This window comes from Pseudomonas sp. TE36184 (genome assembly GCF_054060055.1).
The window spans coordinates 1884455-1901688 of sequence record NZ_JBSSCU010000001.1 but is presented as its reverse complement, the minus strand read 5'-3'; the positions used below and the strand labels follow the sequence as shown (position 1 = coordinate 1901688).

Genomic DNA, 17234 nt, shown 5'->3' with positions numbered 1-17234 from the left:
AAAGTATGGAAACGCTTCACCGGATGAGCTATCGTTTTTTTGACATCGTATTGCCACTATTCAAATAACAGGCTGATGCCATTTGCAGGAGTGCTGGTAGTGAATGAAAGCTCTTCTCAAATAGGCTTGCGTCAGTGGATCTGGCGGGCGTTCATGCAGAGTGCATTAATCCCGTTGGTCCTGGTGGAGACGATTCTGATTGCTTGTTACCTGCTGACCAATCAGGCGATCCGTGTATCGCAACTCGATTATTTGGAACGCAGTGCAATTGAAAGCCTTGGCGCAACTGCCGACCAGAACACCCGAATCATTCAAGATCAATTAACCCACATCGCCGATGTCACTCAGCTATTTGCGGATATGACGGCTAACTCACTGCGTGCCGCTTCAACACCCTTGAGTGAAACATTAAGCACTTCTGCTGATGGAGCTCTTTACAGCGGAAAAGACCTGGGCGGAGCGGCGTCGTTCTACTCGTCGGTCACACCTGTTGCGCAACAGAACCTGGGTAAAGTGCAGAAGTTGTCCAGCCTCGACCCATTGATGCGTGCGATCAAAGATCATGAAGCGATGGTCGCCAGTGTCTATTTCAATACGTGGGACAGTTACAACCGGATTTATCCGTGGATTCGTGCCGATGAACAATATCCGCATGATATGCAGATACCCGGTTATAACTTTTATTATCTGGCCGATGCCGAACATAACCCGCAGCGAGGGGTTCGCTGGACTGACGTCTACCTCGACCCGGCGGGTCATGGCTTGATGATGTCCGCGATCGCGCCTGTTTATGAGCGCAACTTTCTCGAAGGCGTGGTCGGGCTGGATATCACCGTGGGCGATCTGCTGAAAGAAATTTCCACGCTTAAGGTGCCGTGGGGCGGGTACTTGATGCTCGTCGGCGCGGACATGAAGATCATGGTGTTACCGCCCGAAGCCGAACATGACTTTGAAAAAGGCAACTGGAGTGGTTCGGGGGCAAAGGCCACGAATGAAGGCGCGGTCAACCTTGCGGGTTCAAATCTGATCGATGCGGTGGACCCTCGGGAGTTGGCGGCCGCTGTCGCGCGCAATAGTCGTGGCAGCGCCGAAATCGTGCTCAACGGGCGCTCCCATCTGGTCGCATGGGCCGAAGTGAAGCCGGCGGGCTGGCGATTGCTGGCGGTCGCCGATGAAGAGGACGTCATGGCGGCCACGAACAGCTTGGCGCTCCATTACCGCAACATCGGCTATTTGATGATTGCCGGCCTGGTGATGTTTTACCTCGCATTCTTCAGTTACATGTGGATTCGTGCGCGCAAATTGAGCCATAGCCTGCGGCGGCCGATCCGCGATATCAGAGACATGCTGCAGCAAATTGGTAACGGCCAGTGGCTCCCGCAGCGCGCGCGTTCGAGCATTCGTGAGCTGGATGAAATGGCGGGCAACGTGCTGTCAATGGGCGCCCAACTGTCATCCAGTGAAGCACGGCGCAACGCGGCGCAGAACCGCCTCAATCTTGTCGTTGAAAGCATCACCGCCGGGCTCTGGGAATACCGCCTGGATACTGATCGCCTGTCGTTGAGCGAAGCGTTCTGCACCCGTTTCGGGGTGCCGGCGTGCCAACTGGAGCGCTTCTGTTTTTACGATCACGTCGACCCCGAAGATGTGCAGGCGCTTGATCGGGCGCTCAACGCGTTGCGCACCGGCACCGCATCGGTGATCGACCTGGAGTTACGTCTATTGCGGCCCGATGGCTCGCCGATCTGGTTTTTGTGTCGTGGACGCCTGATCGAGTCTCTCGATGCGCGCATGCGTTTATCCGCAGGTACGTTTGTCGATATCGACACGCTTAAACAGGTTGAAGAGGATCTGCGTCGCCGTACCCTTGAAGCGCAAGGGGCGAGCAAGGCGAAGTCGCGTTTTATCTCCAGCATGAGCCACGAATTACGCACACCGCTGAATTCGATTCATGGATTCGCCCAGTTATTGCGCCTGCAAGTGGCCGATGGGCAGGAGGAGGCCAAATCCCTTGATGAGATCCTGGGCGCCAGCCAGCACTTGGCTCACCTGGTCGACGATTTGCTCGACTGGTCGAGCCTGCAGGCGGAGGCGCCGCGCTTGCAGATGCGTGTCCTGGAGGTCGACGGACTGATGCGCGAATGTGCCGAAATGGTCCGTTCCCAGGCCAAGGCTGCGGGTCTTGACCTTGAGTTGCAGTCGACGAGCCCCGCGCTGAGTGTGCTGGCCGATGCCAGGCGCCTGCGCCAGATCCTGCTGAACCTGCTGTCCAACGCCATCAAGTACAACCGCCCTCACGCTCGCTTGTTCATGGGGGCTGAACTCCATGGCAAGGGGCGCGTGCGGGTGTTTGTCGAAGATGGCGGCGCAGGTATTTCTGCGGCCCTGCAAGGCGCGCTGTTCGAGCCGTTCCAGCGTTTGGGCCAGGAAAACACCGCAATCCAAGGCACCGGTATCGGCCTTGCGTTGTGCCGAGAACTCGCCACGTTGATGAACGGCAGCATGGGGCTCATCAGCGAAACGGGGGTCGGCAGTCGCTTTTGGGTCGATCTGCCCCAAGGCATCGCGGCACCCAAGGTCCACAAGCGCTTGCTCTCGCTGTGTTTCGTGGGGCAGGACGACAAGACGCTGCGCTGTCTTGAAGACACGTTGACGGGCATGGTGGACCTGCGCCACGGAACGCTTGCGCAGTGTCTGGAGCAGGTACGGCGCGACACGGCGCCGGACGTCATGCTGATTGACTGTGACTTACTGGGAAATGACTTGACCGATGCGCTGTCGCGGTTACGACGTTTGCCAGGTGGCGATCAAATCCTTCTTATTCTGCTGTGTACGTCACCACACCTGCTCGCGACGTTGGGGTGTGAGTTTCAAGCAGTGCTTAAACAACCGCTGGAACCCAATGAGCTACGCGAACTCATACGCGCGATGATGCAAGTGGAGAAACCGAATGTTCAGTGATATCCCCGCCGATACCCGAATTGTGATTATCGATGATGTGGCTGCGAACCTGCGCTTGCTGGAGTCCAGCCTGAAAGCCTTTGGTTTGCGCAACGTCTTGAGTTTCGCCGACTCGGCCAGCGGGCTGGTTTGGCTCAAAGAGCAACCGTGGGATCTGCTGCTATTGGATCTGGATATGCCCGCGCCCGATGGGTTTGAGATTCTGCGCCAACTCAGCGATCGCAATCGCTCAAGGTCTCCCGTGATTATCTTGACGGCATTGAGCGAGCCGCAAAGCCGCCGTCTCGGCCTTGAACTGGGGGCCAACGATTATCTGACCAAACCGTTGGATTTGCCTGAGCTGCTATTGCGCATACGCAACGCTCTGCGCTTGTCCCATGCCACCCGCCAACTGCAAGACCTGAACAGTGAGTTGGAGCAAAGGGTGTTTGAGCGCACCGCTCAGTTGCAGGAAAGTTATTGCGCCATGATCCGCGCATTGAGTCGTGCGGCCTGCTATCGCGATGATGAAACGGGCGCCCATGTATTACGTATTGGCGAAACCGCGGCCTTGATGGCCGAAGCAATCGGTATGCCGCAGAGGTGGTGCGAGCTGATTCGATTGGCGGCGCCGATGCATGACTTGGGGAAAATCGGCATTCCCGATCGGATCTTGCACAAGGAAGGCCCATTAACCGTGCCGGAACGCCAGCAGATGATGGAGCATCCGCGCATCGGCCATGCAATCCTGCAAGATGCACACGCCACGGACCTGACCGATATGGCCGCGGACATTGCCTACGGTCACCATGAAAAATGGGACGGCAGCGGCTATCCGCAAGGGCTTGCCGGAAAGGACATTCCGCTGTCGGCAAGGATTGTCGCGTTGTGTGATGTCTATGATGCGTTGCGTATGGAACGTCCCTATAAGCGGGCCTGGAGCCCTGAACGGGCGCAGGCCTATATTCTTGAGCAATCGGGCGTGCATTTTGATCCGGAGCTGGTGACGGTGATGCGCCGCTGTTTCGGCCCGGTTGAACAACTCATCGAGGATGACGCCGAACTGGCTGGCGTACACAAGCAACGACAAGCCGATGCGGGCACTGGCCAGCCCCCACATTAAAACGTCGCCAACATGGGCGCCCGGCTCGGGCTCATCGCGGCCAAGGCCACCGACGTCGCCGCCGTGCGCGTCTCCACACCCAACTTCACATACACATGTTCCAGGTGCTTGTTCACCGTCCGCGGGCTCAGCCCCAAGATATCGCCGATGTCCCGATTGGTCTTGCCGCACGCCACCCAGCGCAGCACCTCGACCTCGCGCTCGGTCAGTTGAAAGCGTGCCGACAACAGCTTGTGCGCCGGCTCATCCTCCAGGGTCAACACACTCGGTTGCGTCGCCGCCCGCGCCGACAGCAGGATGCGCGAGGTGCGTAAATGCGCCGCCACGCGCGCCAGCACCTCGTCGGTCTGGATCGGCTTGGTCACGTAGTCGCTGCCGCCCACTTCAAAGCCTTGCACCACATGCTTGCTGTCGGTCAGCCCGGTCATGAACACCACCGGGATGTCCGCGCTGGCAGGTAACGCCTTGAGCCGGCGGCAGGTCTCGAAACCGTCCAGGCCCGGCATCATCGCGTCCAGCAGGATCAGGTCCGGGCGCCGACGTTGCACGCGGTTCAGCGCGCTGAGCCCGTCGAGCGCCACCAGCACCATGTAGCCGGCGTCGTCGAGGGCGTCGGAGAGCATGGCCAAGTTGTCCGGGGTGTCGTCGACGATCAGTACCACGCCGGGTTCAGTGCTACGGGTGAGTACATTCATCTTCGGCCTCCTTGAGGGTTCGGTTGAGTTCATCCAGGCGGAAACCCTTGAGCAACCCGCGCACTTTGCTGATGAACGGTGCGGCGTCCGGGCGGCGTTCGAGGATCGTGTCGAGTTTTTCGTGCAGGCCCCGCACGTAGCCGATCGCGCTGAGTTCGGCGAGCACGGCGAGGTCGTCGGCGCTCGGCAGCACGCTGGGCGGTGGCGGCGCGACGAAGGTTTTGGTGCGCCGCAGCCATTGCAGGCCGAGGTGTTGTTGCAGGCGTCCGAGCAGCTCCGGGGTACGCACCGGCTTGGCCAGGTAGTCGTTGCAGGCGGCGGCGATGCTGCGCTCGCGGTCGTCGGTAAAGGCGTTGGCCGAGATCACGATGATCGGCGCGGTGGACAGCGCATTGCGGCGGATCAGCCGGCTGGTTTCCAGGCCGTCCAGGGTCGGCATCGACAGGTCCATCAGGATCAGGTCGGGCGCCAGCAGCGCGACCTGGCGAATCGCATCCTGGCCGTTGCTCGCCTGGATCACCTCAAAGCCCAGAGGCGTGAGCATGCCGCTGAGTACCTTGCGGTGGTCCACATGGTCGTCCACCACCAGAATGCGCCGGCGTGCGCCCTGGTAGCCGATGATGTCGTGTTCCACATGCACCACCGCCTGCGGCGCGCGCACCTGGGACAGGAACAGGCGCACCTGGAAACAGGTGCCCTTGTCCAGCTCGCTGGTAACGCGTAGTTCGCCGCCCATCAGCGCGGTGAGCATGCGCGTGATGGTCAGCCCCAGGCCTACGCCCTTGTCCTGGCGCATCAGGTCGCCGCGCTCGAACGGTTGGAAGATCCGCTCGATCTGCCCGGGGTCGATGCCGATGCCGGTGTCGATGATTTCAAAGTTGGCGGTCTCGCGCATGTAGCTGACCCGCAGGCACACTTCGCCGCTGTCGGTGAAGTTCACCGCATTGCCGAGCAGGTTGATCAGGATCTGGCGCACGCGTTTTTCATCACCGCGCACCACGGCGGGGATCTTGCCGACGCAGTCCAGGCGAAAGCGCAGGCCCTTGTCCTGGGCTTGGGGGGTGAACATCTGCTCCAGGTCGTGGATCAGTTCGGGGAAGGGGATTTCGGTGAGTTCCAGGCGCAATTTGCCGGCCTCGATCTTGGCCACGTCGAGCAGGCCGTCGATCAATGACAGCAAGTGCGAGCCGCTGCGCAGGATGGTCGCCAGTGCGTCCTGGTGCTGCTCGGGCATGGCGCTGTCGCGCTGCAGGATCTGGGTGAAACCGAGGATGCTGTTCAGCGGTGTGCGCAGCTCGTGGGACAGCCCGGTGACGTAGCGGCTCTTGGCGGCGTTGGCGGCTTCCGAGGCTTCCTTGGCCTGTTGCAGGGCCTGGTCGGTGAGGCTGTGGGCGTCGATTTCCTGCATCAGCAGCAGGGTCTGGCGGTCGGATTCCTGCTGGGCGACGCGGCGGCTTTCGCGGGTCAGCACCACCCACCAGGCGAGCACGGCGGCCAGCACCGACAGGGTCAGGAAGGCCTTGAAGAACGCCTGGTACAAGGTCTCGGAATGCGGCAAACCCTGGGCCGCCTGCACGTAGATCAAGGCCAGGGCGCCGGCGAGCAGCAGCACCAGCACCGATAACAGCCCCAGGTAATGGGCCAGCCGTGTATGCAGGCGCGGCATCAGGCTGTTGGGCAGCAACCGGCGCAGCACGCCTTCGAACTGGCTGACCAGCCGCGCATGGGGTTTGCAACGGTCGCCGCAGCGCGCATCCAATGAGCAACACAACGAACAGATGGGCGTGCTGTAGGCCGGGCAGAACGCCATGTCCGCCGTCTCGAACGGGTTGCTGCACAGCCCGCAGACCGCATGGGTGGCGGGTGCCACCGGGTGAATCAATTGGGCGTCGCTGGTGCGCGCGATGTAGTACTTGCCCTGGGTCATCCAGGCCAACAGCGGCGCCATCACCAGCGCCGTGCCGAGGGCGACGAAGGGCGGCGCGGCCTGGGCCAGGGCGCCAAACAGGCCGAAGTGGGCGAGGATCGACAGCAGCGAGGCAATCAGCATCGAGCCGACACCCACCGGATTGATGTCGTAGAGGTGCGCGCGCTTGAACTCGATGTGTTTGGGCGACAGTCCCAGGGGCTTGTTGATCACCAGGTCGGCGACCAATGTCCCGATCCAGGCAATCGCAATATTCGCGTACAGCCCCAGCACCTGATCGATCACATCGAACACGCCCAGCTCCATCAACATCAACGCAATGGCCACGTTGAACACCAGCCACACCACGCGCCCGGGGTGACTGTGGGTGACGCGGGCGAAGAAGTTCGACCAGGCCAGGGAGCCGGCGTAGGCGTTGGTCAGGTTGATCTTCATCTGCGAGATGAACACGAACAGCACCATGGCGCCGAGGGCCCACTCCGGCGAGCTGAACACATAATGGAAGGCGACCAGGTACATCTGGGTCGGTTCGGCGGCGCGTTCCATGGGGATTTCATGTTGCAGGGCAAGGAACGCCAGGAACGCGCCGCCAAACATCTTCAACGCGCCGGGGATAATCCAGCCGGGGCCGGAGCAGAGCAGGGCGGCCCACCAGCGCTTGCGGTTGGCGGCGGTCTTTTCCGGGAGAAAGCGCAGGTAGTCCACTTGCTCGCCGATCTGCGTCACCAGCGACAGCGCCACGGTACAGGCGGCGCAGAACGCCAGCAGGTTGAAACCGCCGCCGTCGCCGCTGCGCCCGACAAAGCTGGTCCAGTCGCTGAACGCGTCGGGGTTTTTCCACCACACGAAGCCATAGGGCAACACCAGCAAAAACAGCCACAGCGGTTGGGTCCACAGTTGCAGGCGACTGATCAGCGTGACGCCGTAGGCCACCAGCGGAATCACCAGCAGCGAGCAGATCACATAGGCGAAGGCCAGCGGGATATGGAAATACAACTCCAGTGCCAGCGCCATGATCGCCGCTTCCAGGGCGAAGAACAGGAAGGTGAAGCTGGCGTAGATCAGCGAGGTGATGGTCGAACCGATATAGCCGAAGCCGGCGCCACGGGTCAGCAAGTCCATGTCCACGCCATAGCGGGCGGCGTAATAGCTGATGGGCAGGCCGGTGAGGAAGATCACCAGGCTGATGGCCAGGATCGCCCAGAAGGTGTTGGTGAAGCCGTAACTCAGCACCAAGACGCCGCCGATCGCCTCCAGCGCCAGGAACGACACCGCGCCCAGGGCGGTGTTGGCGATGCGCAGCTCCGACCACTTGCGAAAGGATTTGGGGGTGTAGCGCAGGGCGTAGTCTTCCATGGTCTCGTCGGCGACCCAGGAATTGTAGTCGCGGCGGATCTTGACGATGCGCTGGGTGCCGGGAGGGGATTGCACGATGGTGAGGCTCCGCAGAGTGGACGAAGGGAGTGAGCAAGTTCCATGCCCTCGACTGCGCTGATATCCAAATGTGGGAGGGAGCTTGCTCCCGATGACGCTGTGTCAGTCGCTAATCAGTTGACTGACCCACCGCCATCGGGAGCAAGCTCCCTCCCACATGGGATCGCAGTGGCCAGGGGAGCGCGATCCTGCCCTGCATTGGTGCGCAACGGCATACGTCAAATGACGTACTGCGTTACGTCAGGCTGCGTATACCCGCGCTGGCCCGCTGCCGCCATGCTGGAGCCCTCATTGCAGAGGAGTCGCCCCATGGAACCACGATTGATCCGCTCCAAACCGTTGTTGGCCCTGTCGTTGCTGGCGGCCGCGCTGTTCAGCCAGGGCGTGCTGGCCGACAACGAAGGCCTGGCCGTGACGCCGACCGAAGTCACCGTCGGCCAGTTGCACTCGGCCACCGGCACCATGGCTATCTCCGAGACCGGCTCGATCCAGGCCGAACGCCTGGCCATCGAGCAAATCAACGCCTCGGGCGGGATTCTGGGACGCCAGATCAAAGTGATCCAGGAGGACGGCGCCTCCGACTGGCCGACCTTCGCCGAAAAGGCCAAGAAGCTGTTGGTCAACGACAAAGTCGCCGCCGTGTTCGGCTGCTGGACCTCGGCCTCGCGTAAAGCCGTGCTGCCGATCTTCGAGAAAGAAAACGGCCTGCTCTACTACCCGACCTTCTACGAAGGCCTGGAACAGTCGAAAAACGTGATCTACACCGGGCAGGAAGCCACCCAACAGATCCTCGCCAGCCTGGATTGGATCGCCAAGACCAAAGGCGCCAAGACCTTCTACCTGGTCGGCTCCGATTACATCTGGCCGCGCACGTCGATGAAGATCGCGCGCAAGCACATTGAAAACGTACTGCACGGCACCGTGGTCGGCGAAGACTACTACCCGCTGGGCAACACCCAGTTCGGTTCGCTGATCAACAAGGTCAAGCTGAAAAAGCCTGACGTGGTCTTCGCCGCCGTGGTGGGCGGTTCCAACGTGGCGTTCTACAAACAGCTCAACGCGGCGGGCGTGAATGCGTCCAAGCAAACCCTGTTGACCCTGTCGGTGACCGAAGACGAACTGCTCGGCATCGGCGGCGAAAACATGGCCGGCTTCTATGCCTCGATGAAGTACTTCCAGAGCCTGGACAACCCGAACAACAAAGCCTTCGTCGAAGCCTTCAAGGCCAAGTACGGCAAGGATGCGGTGATCGGCGACGTGACCCAGGCGGCTTACCTCGGCCCATGGCTGTGGAAAGCGGCGGTGGAGAAGGCCGGCAGTTTCGACGTGGATAAAGTCGTCGCCGCCTCCCCGGGCATCGAACTGAAAACCGCGCCCGAAGGCTACGTGAAGATTCACGAGAACCACCACCTGTGGAGCAAGTCGCGCATCGGTGAAGTGCAGCCCAACGGCCAGTTCAAGGTGATCTACGAGTCGGATCTGATCGAACCGAATCCGTTTCCAAAGGGTTACCAATAAGCTTCAAGCACACCGATTCAAATGTGGGAGGGGGCAAGCCCCCGATGGCGGAGTGTCAGTCGACATTTCTATAACTGAACCACCGCTATCGGGGGCAAGCCCCCTCCCACATAGAGCAAAAGCACATCGCATTCCAACTATCACCTCCCGCTCTCAGGAGACCATCATCATGGAATGGCTATCGGAATTTGGAGCCATCGCGGCGATGCAGGGGTTCAACGGCTTGTCCGTGTTCTGCGTGCTGTTGCTGATGGCGTTGGGGCTGGCGATCATTTTCGGCCAGATGGGCGTGATCAACATGGCCCACGGAGAATTCCTGACCATCGGCGCCTACACCACCTACGTGTGTTCCAGCCTCACCGCGCACTTTGCGCCGAGTTTTCAACCCTATTACTTCTTCTTCGCCATTGCCCTGTCGTTCCTCGTTGCCGGCGCGGTGGGCTGGTTGGTGGAATGGGCGATGATCAGCCGCTTGTACAAGCGGCCGCTGGATACCTTGCTGGCAACCTGGGGCCTGTCCCTGGTGATGCAGCAAACCTTCCGCTCGGTGTTCGGCGCTCGGGAGGTCAGCGCCGAGCCGCCGGCCTGGCTGATGGGCTCGGTGAACTTCACCGACGCGATTGAAATCCCGCGTAACGGCCTGTTCATGATGGCCCTGACCGTGCTGCTGACGGCGGCGATCTTCCTGATGCTGTACCGCTCGCGTTGGGGCCTGCAGGTGCGTGCGACGGTGCAGAATCGCCTGATGAGCCGCGCGGTGGGCATCAATACGCGCAAGGTCGACCGCATGACCTTCGCCCTCGGTTGCGGCGTGGCCGGGGTGGCCGGTGCGGCGTTCACCACCATCGGTTCCACCGGGCCGACGGCGGGTTCGCAGTACATCGTCGACACCTTTCTGGTGGTGGTGTTCGGCGGCGCGCAAAGCCTGTTCGGCACCATTGCCTCAGCGTTCGTGATCGCCCAGACGCAATCGCTGTCGGAGTTTTTCCTCAGTGGCTCGATGGCCAAGGTGCTGACCTTGTCCTCGGTGATTCTGATCCTGATGCTGCGCCCGCAAGGGTTGTTCTCCATCAAAGTGCGCAAGTAGAGGCGAGCAGATGAAGGCTTTAGACAAGCTGCTGGGCGGCCAGCAAAACCTGATCGGCATCGCGCTGCTGGCGCTGCTGATTCTCGTGGTGTTCCCCCTGACCCTGGATGCGTTCCGGCTGAACATGGTCGGCAAGTACCTGACCTACGCGTTTGTCGCGGTGGGGCTGGTGCTGTGCTGGGGCTATGGCGGCATTCTCAGCCTGGGGCAGGGCGTGTTCTTCGGCGTCGGCGGCTACTGCATGGCGATGTTCCTCAAGCTGGAAGCGTCCGACCCGGAAAGCACCAAGATCCAGTCCACGCCGGGCATCCCGGATTTCATGGATTGGAACCAGATCACCGAACTGCCCTGGTTGTGGCAACCGTTTCACAGTTTCAGCTTTACCCTGGTGGCGGTGATTGCGGTGCCGGTGCTGCTCGCATTCATTATCGGCATGGCCTTGTTCAAGCGGCGCGTGGGCGATGTGTACTTCTCCATCGTCACGCAGGCGATTGCGCTGATTCTCACCGTGCTGATCGTCGGCCAGCAAGGGCTGACCGGCGGCGTCAATGGCATCACCGACCTCAAGACCCTGCTCGGCTGGGACCTGCGCACCGACAGCGCGAAGCTGATCCTGTACTTCATCAATGCCGGGTTGCTGTTCGGCTGCATCTTCATCGGCCGCTTCATCCTCGCGTCCAAGCTTGGCCGGTTGTTGATGGCGATGCGCGACAAGGAAGAGCGCGTGCGCTTTTCCGGGTATGACGTGGCCAGCTTCAAGATCTTCGTGTTCTGCGTGGCCGCGGCGTTCTCGGCGATTGGCGGGGCCATGTTCGCGTTGCAGGTGGGCTTTATGTCGCCGTCGTTCGTGGGCATCGTGCCGTCGATCGAGATGGTGATCTTTGCCGCCGTGGGCGGGCGCATGTCACTGCTCGGCGCGGTGTACGGCGCGCTGCTGGTGAACTATGGCAAGACCTACTTTTCCGAGTCCTTTCCCGAGCTGTGGCTGTACCTGATGGGCGGGCTGTTCATCGCCGTGGTCATGTACTTCCCCAATGGCCTGGCCGGCTTGTGGGACAGCCATGGTCGGCAGGCATTGGCCCGGCTGCTGCGCCGTCAACCACCGGTGCAAGCCTTGGCGCCGCTGGTCAAGCCCAAGACTGAAAGCAAAATCCTGGAGACCCAGCCATGACCGCCGTCGGCTTTGAAATGAACAAACCGGTGCTGGCCATCGAAGGTCTTACCGTGTCATTCGACGGCTTCAAGGCGGTCGACAACCTCAACCTGTATATCGACCGCAACGAAGTGCGCGTGGTCATCGGCCCCAACGGTGCCGGCAAGACCACGGTGCTCGACCTGATCTGCGGCAAGACCCGCGCCACCAGCGGCAGCATCCAGTTCGACGGGCAGGAACTGACCACGATGCGCGAATACAACATCGTGCGCGCCGGGGTCGGGCGCAAGTTCCAGAACCCGTCGATCTACGAAAACCTCACGGTGTTCGAGAACCTCGAGATGTCCTATCCGGCCGGGCGCAAGGTCTGGGGTGCGCTGTTTTTCAAACGCAATGCCCAGGTGATCGCACGGGTGGAAGAGGTAGCGCGGGAGATTTTCCTTGGCGATTTGCTGCAACAACAGGCCGACCTGCTGTCCCACGGGCAAAAGCAGTGGCTGGAGATCGGCATGCTGTTGATGCAGGACCCCGAGCTGCTGATGCTCGACGAACCGGTGGCCGGCATGAGCGTCAACGAACGCGCGCAAACCGCCGAGCTGCTCAACCGCATCAGCCAGGGCCGCTCGGTGCTGGTGATCGAGCACGACATGGAGTTTGTCAAAAGCATCGCCCACAAGGTCACGGTGCTGCACCAGGGCAAGGTACTCGCTGAGGGCAGCATGGAGTCGGTGCAAAGTAATCCGAAAGTCATCGAAGTGTATTTGGGCCACTGAGGAGTCCGGCATGTTCAAGATCGACCAGTTGTCCTGTGGCTACGGGCAGAGCCAGATCCTCCACGACCTGGACCTGAACGTGGCCAAGCGCGAGATCGTCGCGGTGATGGGCCGCAACGGCATGGGCAAGACCACGTTGTTCAAGAGCTTGATGGGCATCCTGCCGCAGTGGAAAGGCCAGGTCAGCGTGGACGGGCACGATGTGTCGGCGCTGGAAACCCATGAACGGGTTGAACGCGGGATTGCCTACGTCCCCCAGGGCCGCATGATTTTTCCGAGCATGACGGTGCTGGAAAACATCCAGACCGGCCTGCCTGCCTCGGCGCGGGGCAAGGTGCCGGAGGACTTGTACGCGCTGTTCCCGGTGCTCTACGACATGCAGTCGCGCAAGGGCGGCAACCTGTCCGGCGGGCAACAGCAACAGTTGGCGATTGCGCGGGCGCTGGCAACCAACCCCAAGGTGCTGCTGCTGGATGAACCGACGGAGGGCATCCAGCCGTCGATCATCAAGGACATCGCCCGCACGCTGAAGGAGATTCGCAACTTAAGGGACCTGACCATCGTGGTCTCGGAGCAGGTGCTGTCGTTCACCCTGGAAATCGCCGACCGCTTTTTGGTGATCGAAAAGGGCCGCTTCGTGATCGAAGAAACCCGGGACCGGGTGGACGAGGCAACCATCAGCCGCTACCTGTCCGTCTAGCAGCGACCGATTGTAGGAGCCGGCTTGCCGGCGAAAAACGCCCAGGCGCCGCGTTCATCCTGGCGACGCGCGTCATCGTTAACGACCTTCGCTGGCAAGCCAGCTCCTACAGAAAAGCACACCTGCGAATCCACCTGTAGGAGCCGGCTTGCCGGCGAAAAACGTCCAGGCGCCGCGTTCATCCTGGCGACGCGCGTCATTGTTAACAACCTTCGCTGGCAAGCCAGCTCCTACAGAAAAGCGCATCTGCGAACCCACCGGCGAAAAATGTCCAGGCGCCGCGTTCATCCTGGCGACGCGCGTCATTGTTAACGACCTTCGCTGGCAAGCCAGCTCCTACAGAAACGCGCACCTGCGAACCCACCTGTAGGAGCCGGCTTGCCGGCGAAAAACGCCCAGGCGCTGCGTTCATCCTGGCGACGTGCGTCATCGTTAGCGACCTTCGCTGGCAAGCCAGCTCCTACAGAAACGCACAGCTGCGAACCTGCCGGCGAAAAACGCCCAGGCGCTGCGTTCATCCTGGCGATGCGCGTCATCGTTAACGACCTTCGCTGGCAAGCCAGCTCCTACAGAAAAGCGTACCTGCGAACCCATCTGTAGGAGCCGGCTTGCCGGCGAAAAACGCCCAGGCGCCGGGTTCATCCTGGCGACGCGCGTCATCGTTAACGACCTTCGCTGGCAAGCCAGCTCCTACAGAAACGCAGGGCTGCGAACCCACCTGTAGGAGCCGGCTTGCCGGCGAAAAACGCCCAGGCGCCGGGTTCATCCTGGCGATGCGCGTCATCGTTAACGACCTTCGCTGGCAAGCCAGCTCCTACAGAAACGCAGGGCTGCGAACCCACCTGTAGGAGCCGGCTTGCCGGCGAAAAACGCCCAGGCGCCGGGTTCATCCTGGCGACGCGCGTCATCGTTAACGACCTTCGCTGGCAAGCCAGCTCCTACAGAAAAGCGCACCTGCGAACCCACCTGTAGGAGCCGGCTTGCCGGCGAAAAACGTTCAGGCGCCGCGTTCATCCTGGCGACGCGCGTCATTGTTAACGACCTTCGCGGGCAAGCCAGCTCCTACATTTTTGTTTGGGTTTCACTCTCTGGCAGAGCCATACGTCATCCAACGTATTTCCCGTTTTACCTCGCTCCACGAGACTGGTTTCAACGCCACAAGCCATCCGTCCAGGAGCCAGTCCATGACCGAAACGCTGATCAAAGTCGACCTCAACCAACCCGTCACCGAAAACGAGCAGATCCACAACCGTTGGCACCCAGATATCCCAATGGCCTGCTGGGTCAAGCCGGGCGATGACTTCATCCTCGAAACCTACGACTGGACCGCCGGGGCGATCAAGAACAACGACGACGCCAGCGACGTGCGCGATGTGGACCTGTCTACCGTGCATTACCTGTCCGGCCCGGTGGGTGTACACGGCGCCGAGCCGGGCGATTTGCTGGTGGTGGACCTGCTCGACATCGGCGCCAAGGCCGATTCGCAGTGGGGCTTCAACGGCTTTTTCTCGCGGCAGAACGGCGGTGGCTTTCTCACCGATCACTTCCCCAGTGCGCAAAAGGCGATCTGGGATTTCAAGGGCATGTTCACCAGCTCGCGGCACATTCCAGGGGTGAACTTCGCCGGCCTGATCCACCCTGGCCTGATCGGCTGCCTGCCGGACCCGGTGATGCTTGCAGACTGGAACCGTCGCGAACAGGAACTGATCGACACCAACCCGACCCGTGTCCCGCCGCTGGCCAACGCGCCGCTGGCCGCCACCGCGCACATGGGCAAGCTCAAGGGCCAGGCCCGCGACGATGCCGCCGCCACCGGCGCGCGCACCGTGCCGCCGCGTGAGCATGGCGGTAACTGCGATATCAAGGATTTGTCCCGCGGCTCGAAGATCTTCTTCCCGGTCTATGTCAAGGGCGCCGGGCTGTCGGTGGGCGACTTGCACTTCAGCCAGGGCGACGGCGAAATCACCTTTTGCGGCGCCATCGAAATGGCCGGCTGGGTGCATATGAAGGTCGAGCTGATCAAGGGCGGCATGGCCAAGTACGGGATCAAGAACCCGGTGTTCAAGCCGAGCCCGATCACGCCGAACTACAAGAATTACCTGATCTTCGAAGGCATCTCGGTCGACGAGCAGGGCCAGCAGCACTACCTGGACGTCAACATCGCCTACCGCCAGGCGTGCCTGAATGCGATCAACTACCTGACCAAGTTCGGCTACTCACCGGCCCAGGGCTATGCGCTGCTCGGCTCGGCACCGGTACAAGGGCATATCAGCGGCGTGGTGGATATTCCGAATGCGTGCGCGACCTTGTGGCTGCCTACGGAAATCTTCGAGTTCGACATCAACCCCAACGCTAACGGCCCCACCAAGTTCCTCGACGGCAGCGTCGACCTGCCCATCGCACCGGACCTGTAGCCATGCCGACCTACGAATACGCCTGCGAGGCGTGCGGCACGTTCACGATGTTGCGGCCGATCGCCCAGCGCAACGAACCCAGCCAGTGCCCGTACTGCGCCGGGCCGGGAGGGCCGTTGCAGGTGTCGGCCCCGGCCTTGCAGTTGCTGTCGACCAACCAGCGCAAGGCCATCGCCGGCAACGAGCGCAGCGCCAACGCACCGCAAACGGTCGGCGAGTACCAGGAAAACCGTCGCCATCCGGCCGGTTGCAGTTGCTGCGGCACCAGCAAAAAGGTGCTGCCGAGCAAGGCCAACCCGCTGGGCCTCAAGACCAAGACCGGTCCACGGCCGTGGATGATCAGTCACTAGACCAGGAGCATTGCAATGCGTCATGGCGATATTTCCAGCAGCCCGGACACCGTCGGTGTCGCGGTGGTGAACTACAAGATGCCGCGCCTGCACAGCAAGGCCGAGGTCATCGAGAATGCGAAGAAGATTGCCGAGATGATCCTCGGCATGAAGCAGGGCCTGCCGGGCATGGACCTGGTGGTGTTCCCGGAATACAGCACCATGGGCATCATGTACGACCACGACGAGATGATGGCTACCGCCGCAAGCATCCCCGGCGAAGAGACCGCGATCTTTTCCGCCGCGTGTCGCCAGGCCAACACCTGGGGCGTGTTTTCCCTGACCGGCGAACGCCACGAAGAGCATCCGCACAAGGCGCCCTATAACACCCTGGTGCTGATCAATAACCTCGGCGAGATCGTGCAGCGTTATCGCAAGTGCATTCCCTGGTGCCCCATCGAAGGCTGGTACCCGGGCGACCGCACCTACGTCTGCGATGGGCCCAAAGGCATGCAGATCAGCCTGATCATCTGCGATGACGGCAACTATCCGGAGATCTGGCGCGATTGCGCGATGAAGGGCGCCGAGTTGATCGTGCGCTGCCAGGGCTATATGTACCCGGCCAAGGAGCAGCAGGTGCTGATGTCCAAGAGCATGGCCTGGGCCAATAACTGCTACGTGGCGGTGGCCAACGCCGCCGGGTTCGATGGCGTGTATTCGTACTTCGGTCACTCGGCGATCATCGGTTTTGACGGGCGCACGCTAGGCGAATGCGGCGAAGAGGAGATGGGCATCCAGTACGCCCAGCTATCGGTGTCGCAGATCCGCGATGCGCGCGCCAATGATCAGTCGCAGAACCACCTGTTCAAGCTGCTGCACCGCGGCTACACCGGTATGCATGCTTCGGGCGATGGCGACAAAGGCGTGGCCGATTGCCCGTTCGAGTTCTACCGCACCTGGGTGCTCGATGCGCAAAAAGCCCAGGAGAACGTGGAGAAAATCACCCGCGGCACCGTGGGCGTCGCCGCCTGCCCGGTCGGGCAATTGCCCCATGACGGCCACGGAAAAACCGCGAGGTAACGCATACGCTGGGTAGTTCTGCGCAATAAGACTTGCAGTCTGAAAATTCCCCTCTAATATA

At 61.2% G+C, this 17234-nt stretch carries 12 protein-coding genes; 10 read left to right on the top strand and 2 right to left on the bottom strand.

Annotated features, from left to right (window positions below; genetic code table 11):
• Nucleotides 1-99 precede the first annotated feature (99 nt).
• Nucleotides 100-2961, top strand: coding sequence for an ATP-binding protein (locus ACVWZP_RS08205; RefSeq protein WP_457369652.1), 2862 nt, complete (start codon nt 100-102; stop codon nt 2959-2961).
• Nucleotides 2951-4063: an HD domain-containing phosphohydrolase gene (locus tag ACVWZP_RS08200; RefSeq protein ID WP_079443613.1), complete on the top strand. Its 1113-nt coding sequence runs from the start codon at nt 2951-2953 to the stop codon at nt 4061-4063. The genes ACVWZP_RS08205 and ACVWZP_RS08200 overlap by 11 nt, the downstream gene beginning before the upstream one ends.
• On the opposite strand, the gene ACVWZP_RS08195 is transcribed toward ACVWZP_RS08200, so the two are convergent.
• Nucleotides 4060-4758, bottom strand: a complete 699-nt coding sequence (locus ACVWZP_RS08195) for a response regulator (protein WP_079443614.1) — start codon at nt 4756-4758, stop codon at nt 4060-4062. The two genes, ACVWZP_RS08200 and ACVWZP_RS08195, sit on opposite strands and share 4 nt — an antisense overlap.
• Complete coding sequence (locus tag ACVWZP_RS08190; protein WP_046383756.1) at nt 4739-8116, bottom strand: ATP-binding protein; 3378 nt, start codon at nt 8114-8116, stop codon at nt 4739-4741. Before ACVWZP_RS08190 ends, ACVWZP_RS08195 begins: the two co-directional genes overlap by 20 nt.
• A gap of 312 nt (nt 8117-8428) precedes the next feature.
• Between ACVWZP_RS08190 and urtA the strand changes: the two genes are divergently transcribed.
• From urtA to ACVWZP_RS08150, 8 genes are all read left to right on the top strand, one after another.
• Nucleotides 8429-9637: an urea ABC transporter substrate-binding protein gene (gene urtA, locus ACVWZP_RS08185; protein WP_024074866.1), complete on the top strand. Its 1209-nt coding sequence runs from the start codon at nt 8429-8431 to the stop codon at nt 9635-9637.
• Nucleotides 9638-9806: 169 nt separating this feature from the next.
• Nucleotides 9807-10724 (top strand): urea ABC transporter permease subunit UrtB, encoded by a 918-nt coding sequence (gene urtB, locus ACVWZP_RS08180; protein WP_010564283.1) that lies wholly within the window; start codon nt 9807-9809, stop codon nt 10722-10724.
• Nucleotides 10725-10734: 10 nt separating this feature from the next.
• Nucleotides 10735-11895: an urea ABC transporter permease subunit UrtC gene (urtC, locus tag ACVWZP_RS08175; RefSeq protein ID WP_457369651.1), complete on the top strand. Its 1161-nt coding sequence runs from the start codon at nt 10735-10737 to the stop codon at nt 11893-11895.
• Entirely contained in the window at nt 11892-12650 is a 759-nt protein-coding gene (urtD, locus tag ACVWZP_RS08170) for an urea ABC transporter ATP-binding protein UrtD (RefSeq protein WP_079443617.1), read from the top strand. The genes urtC and urtD overlap by 4 nt, the downstream gene beginning before the upstream one ends.
• A 10-nt stretch (nt 12651-12660) precedes the next feature.
• Nucleotides 12661-13350 (top strand): urea ABC transporter ATP-binding subunit UrtE, encoded by a 690-nt coding sequence (urtE, locus tag ACVWZP_RS08165; RefSeq protein ID WP_046383753.1) that lies wholly within the window; start codon nt 12661-12663, stop codon nt 13348-13350.
• A gap of 1184 nt (nt 13351-14534) precedes the next feature.
• A complete protein-coding gene (gene fmdA / locus ACVWZP_RS08160) occupies nt 14535-15764 on the top strand; it encodes a formamidase (protein WP_046383752.1) in 1230 nt (409 codons plus the stop codon).
• A 2-nt stretch (nt 15765-15766) separates the two neighbouring features.
• Nucleotides 15767-16114 carry an FmdB family zinc ribbon protein gene (locus ACVWZP_RS08155; protein ID WP_046383751.1) on the top strand — a complete coding sequence of 116 codons (348 nt, stop codon included), beginning with the start codon at nt 15767-15769 and terminating at the stop codon, nt 16112-16114.
• 15 nt (nt 16115-16129) lie between these two features.
• On the top strand, nt 16130-17173 hold the full coding sequence (locus ACVWZP_RS08150) for an aliphatic amidase (RefSeq protein WP_046383750.1): 1044 nt from the start codon (nt 16130-16132) through the stop codon (nt 17171-17173).
• The last annotated feature ends 61 nt before the right edge of the window (nt 17174-17234 follow it).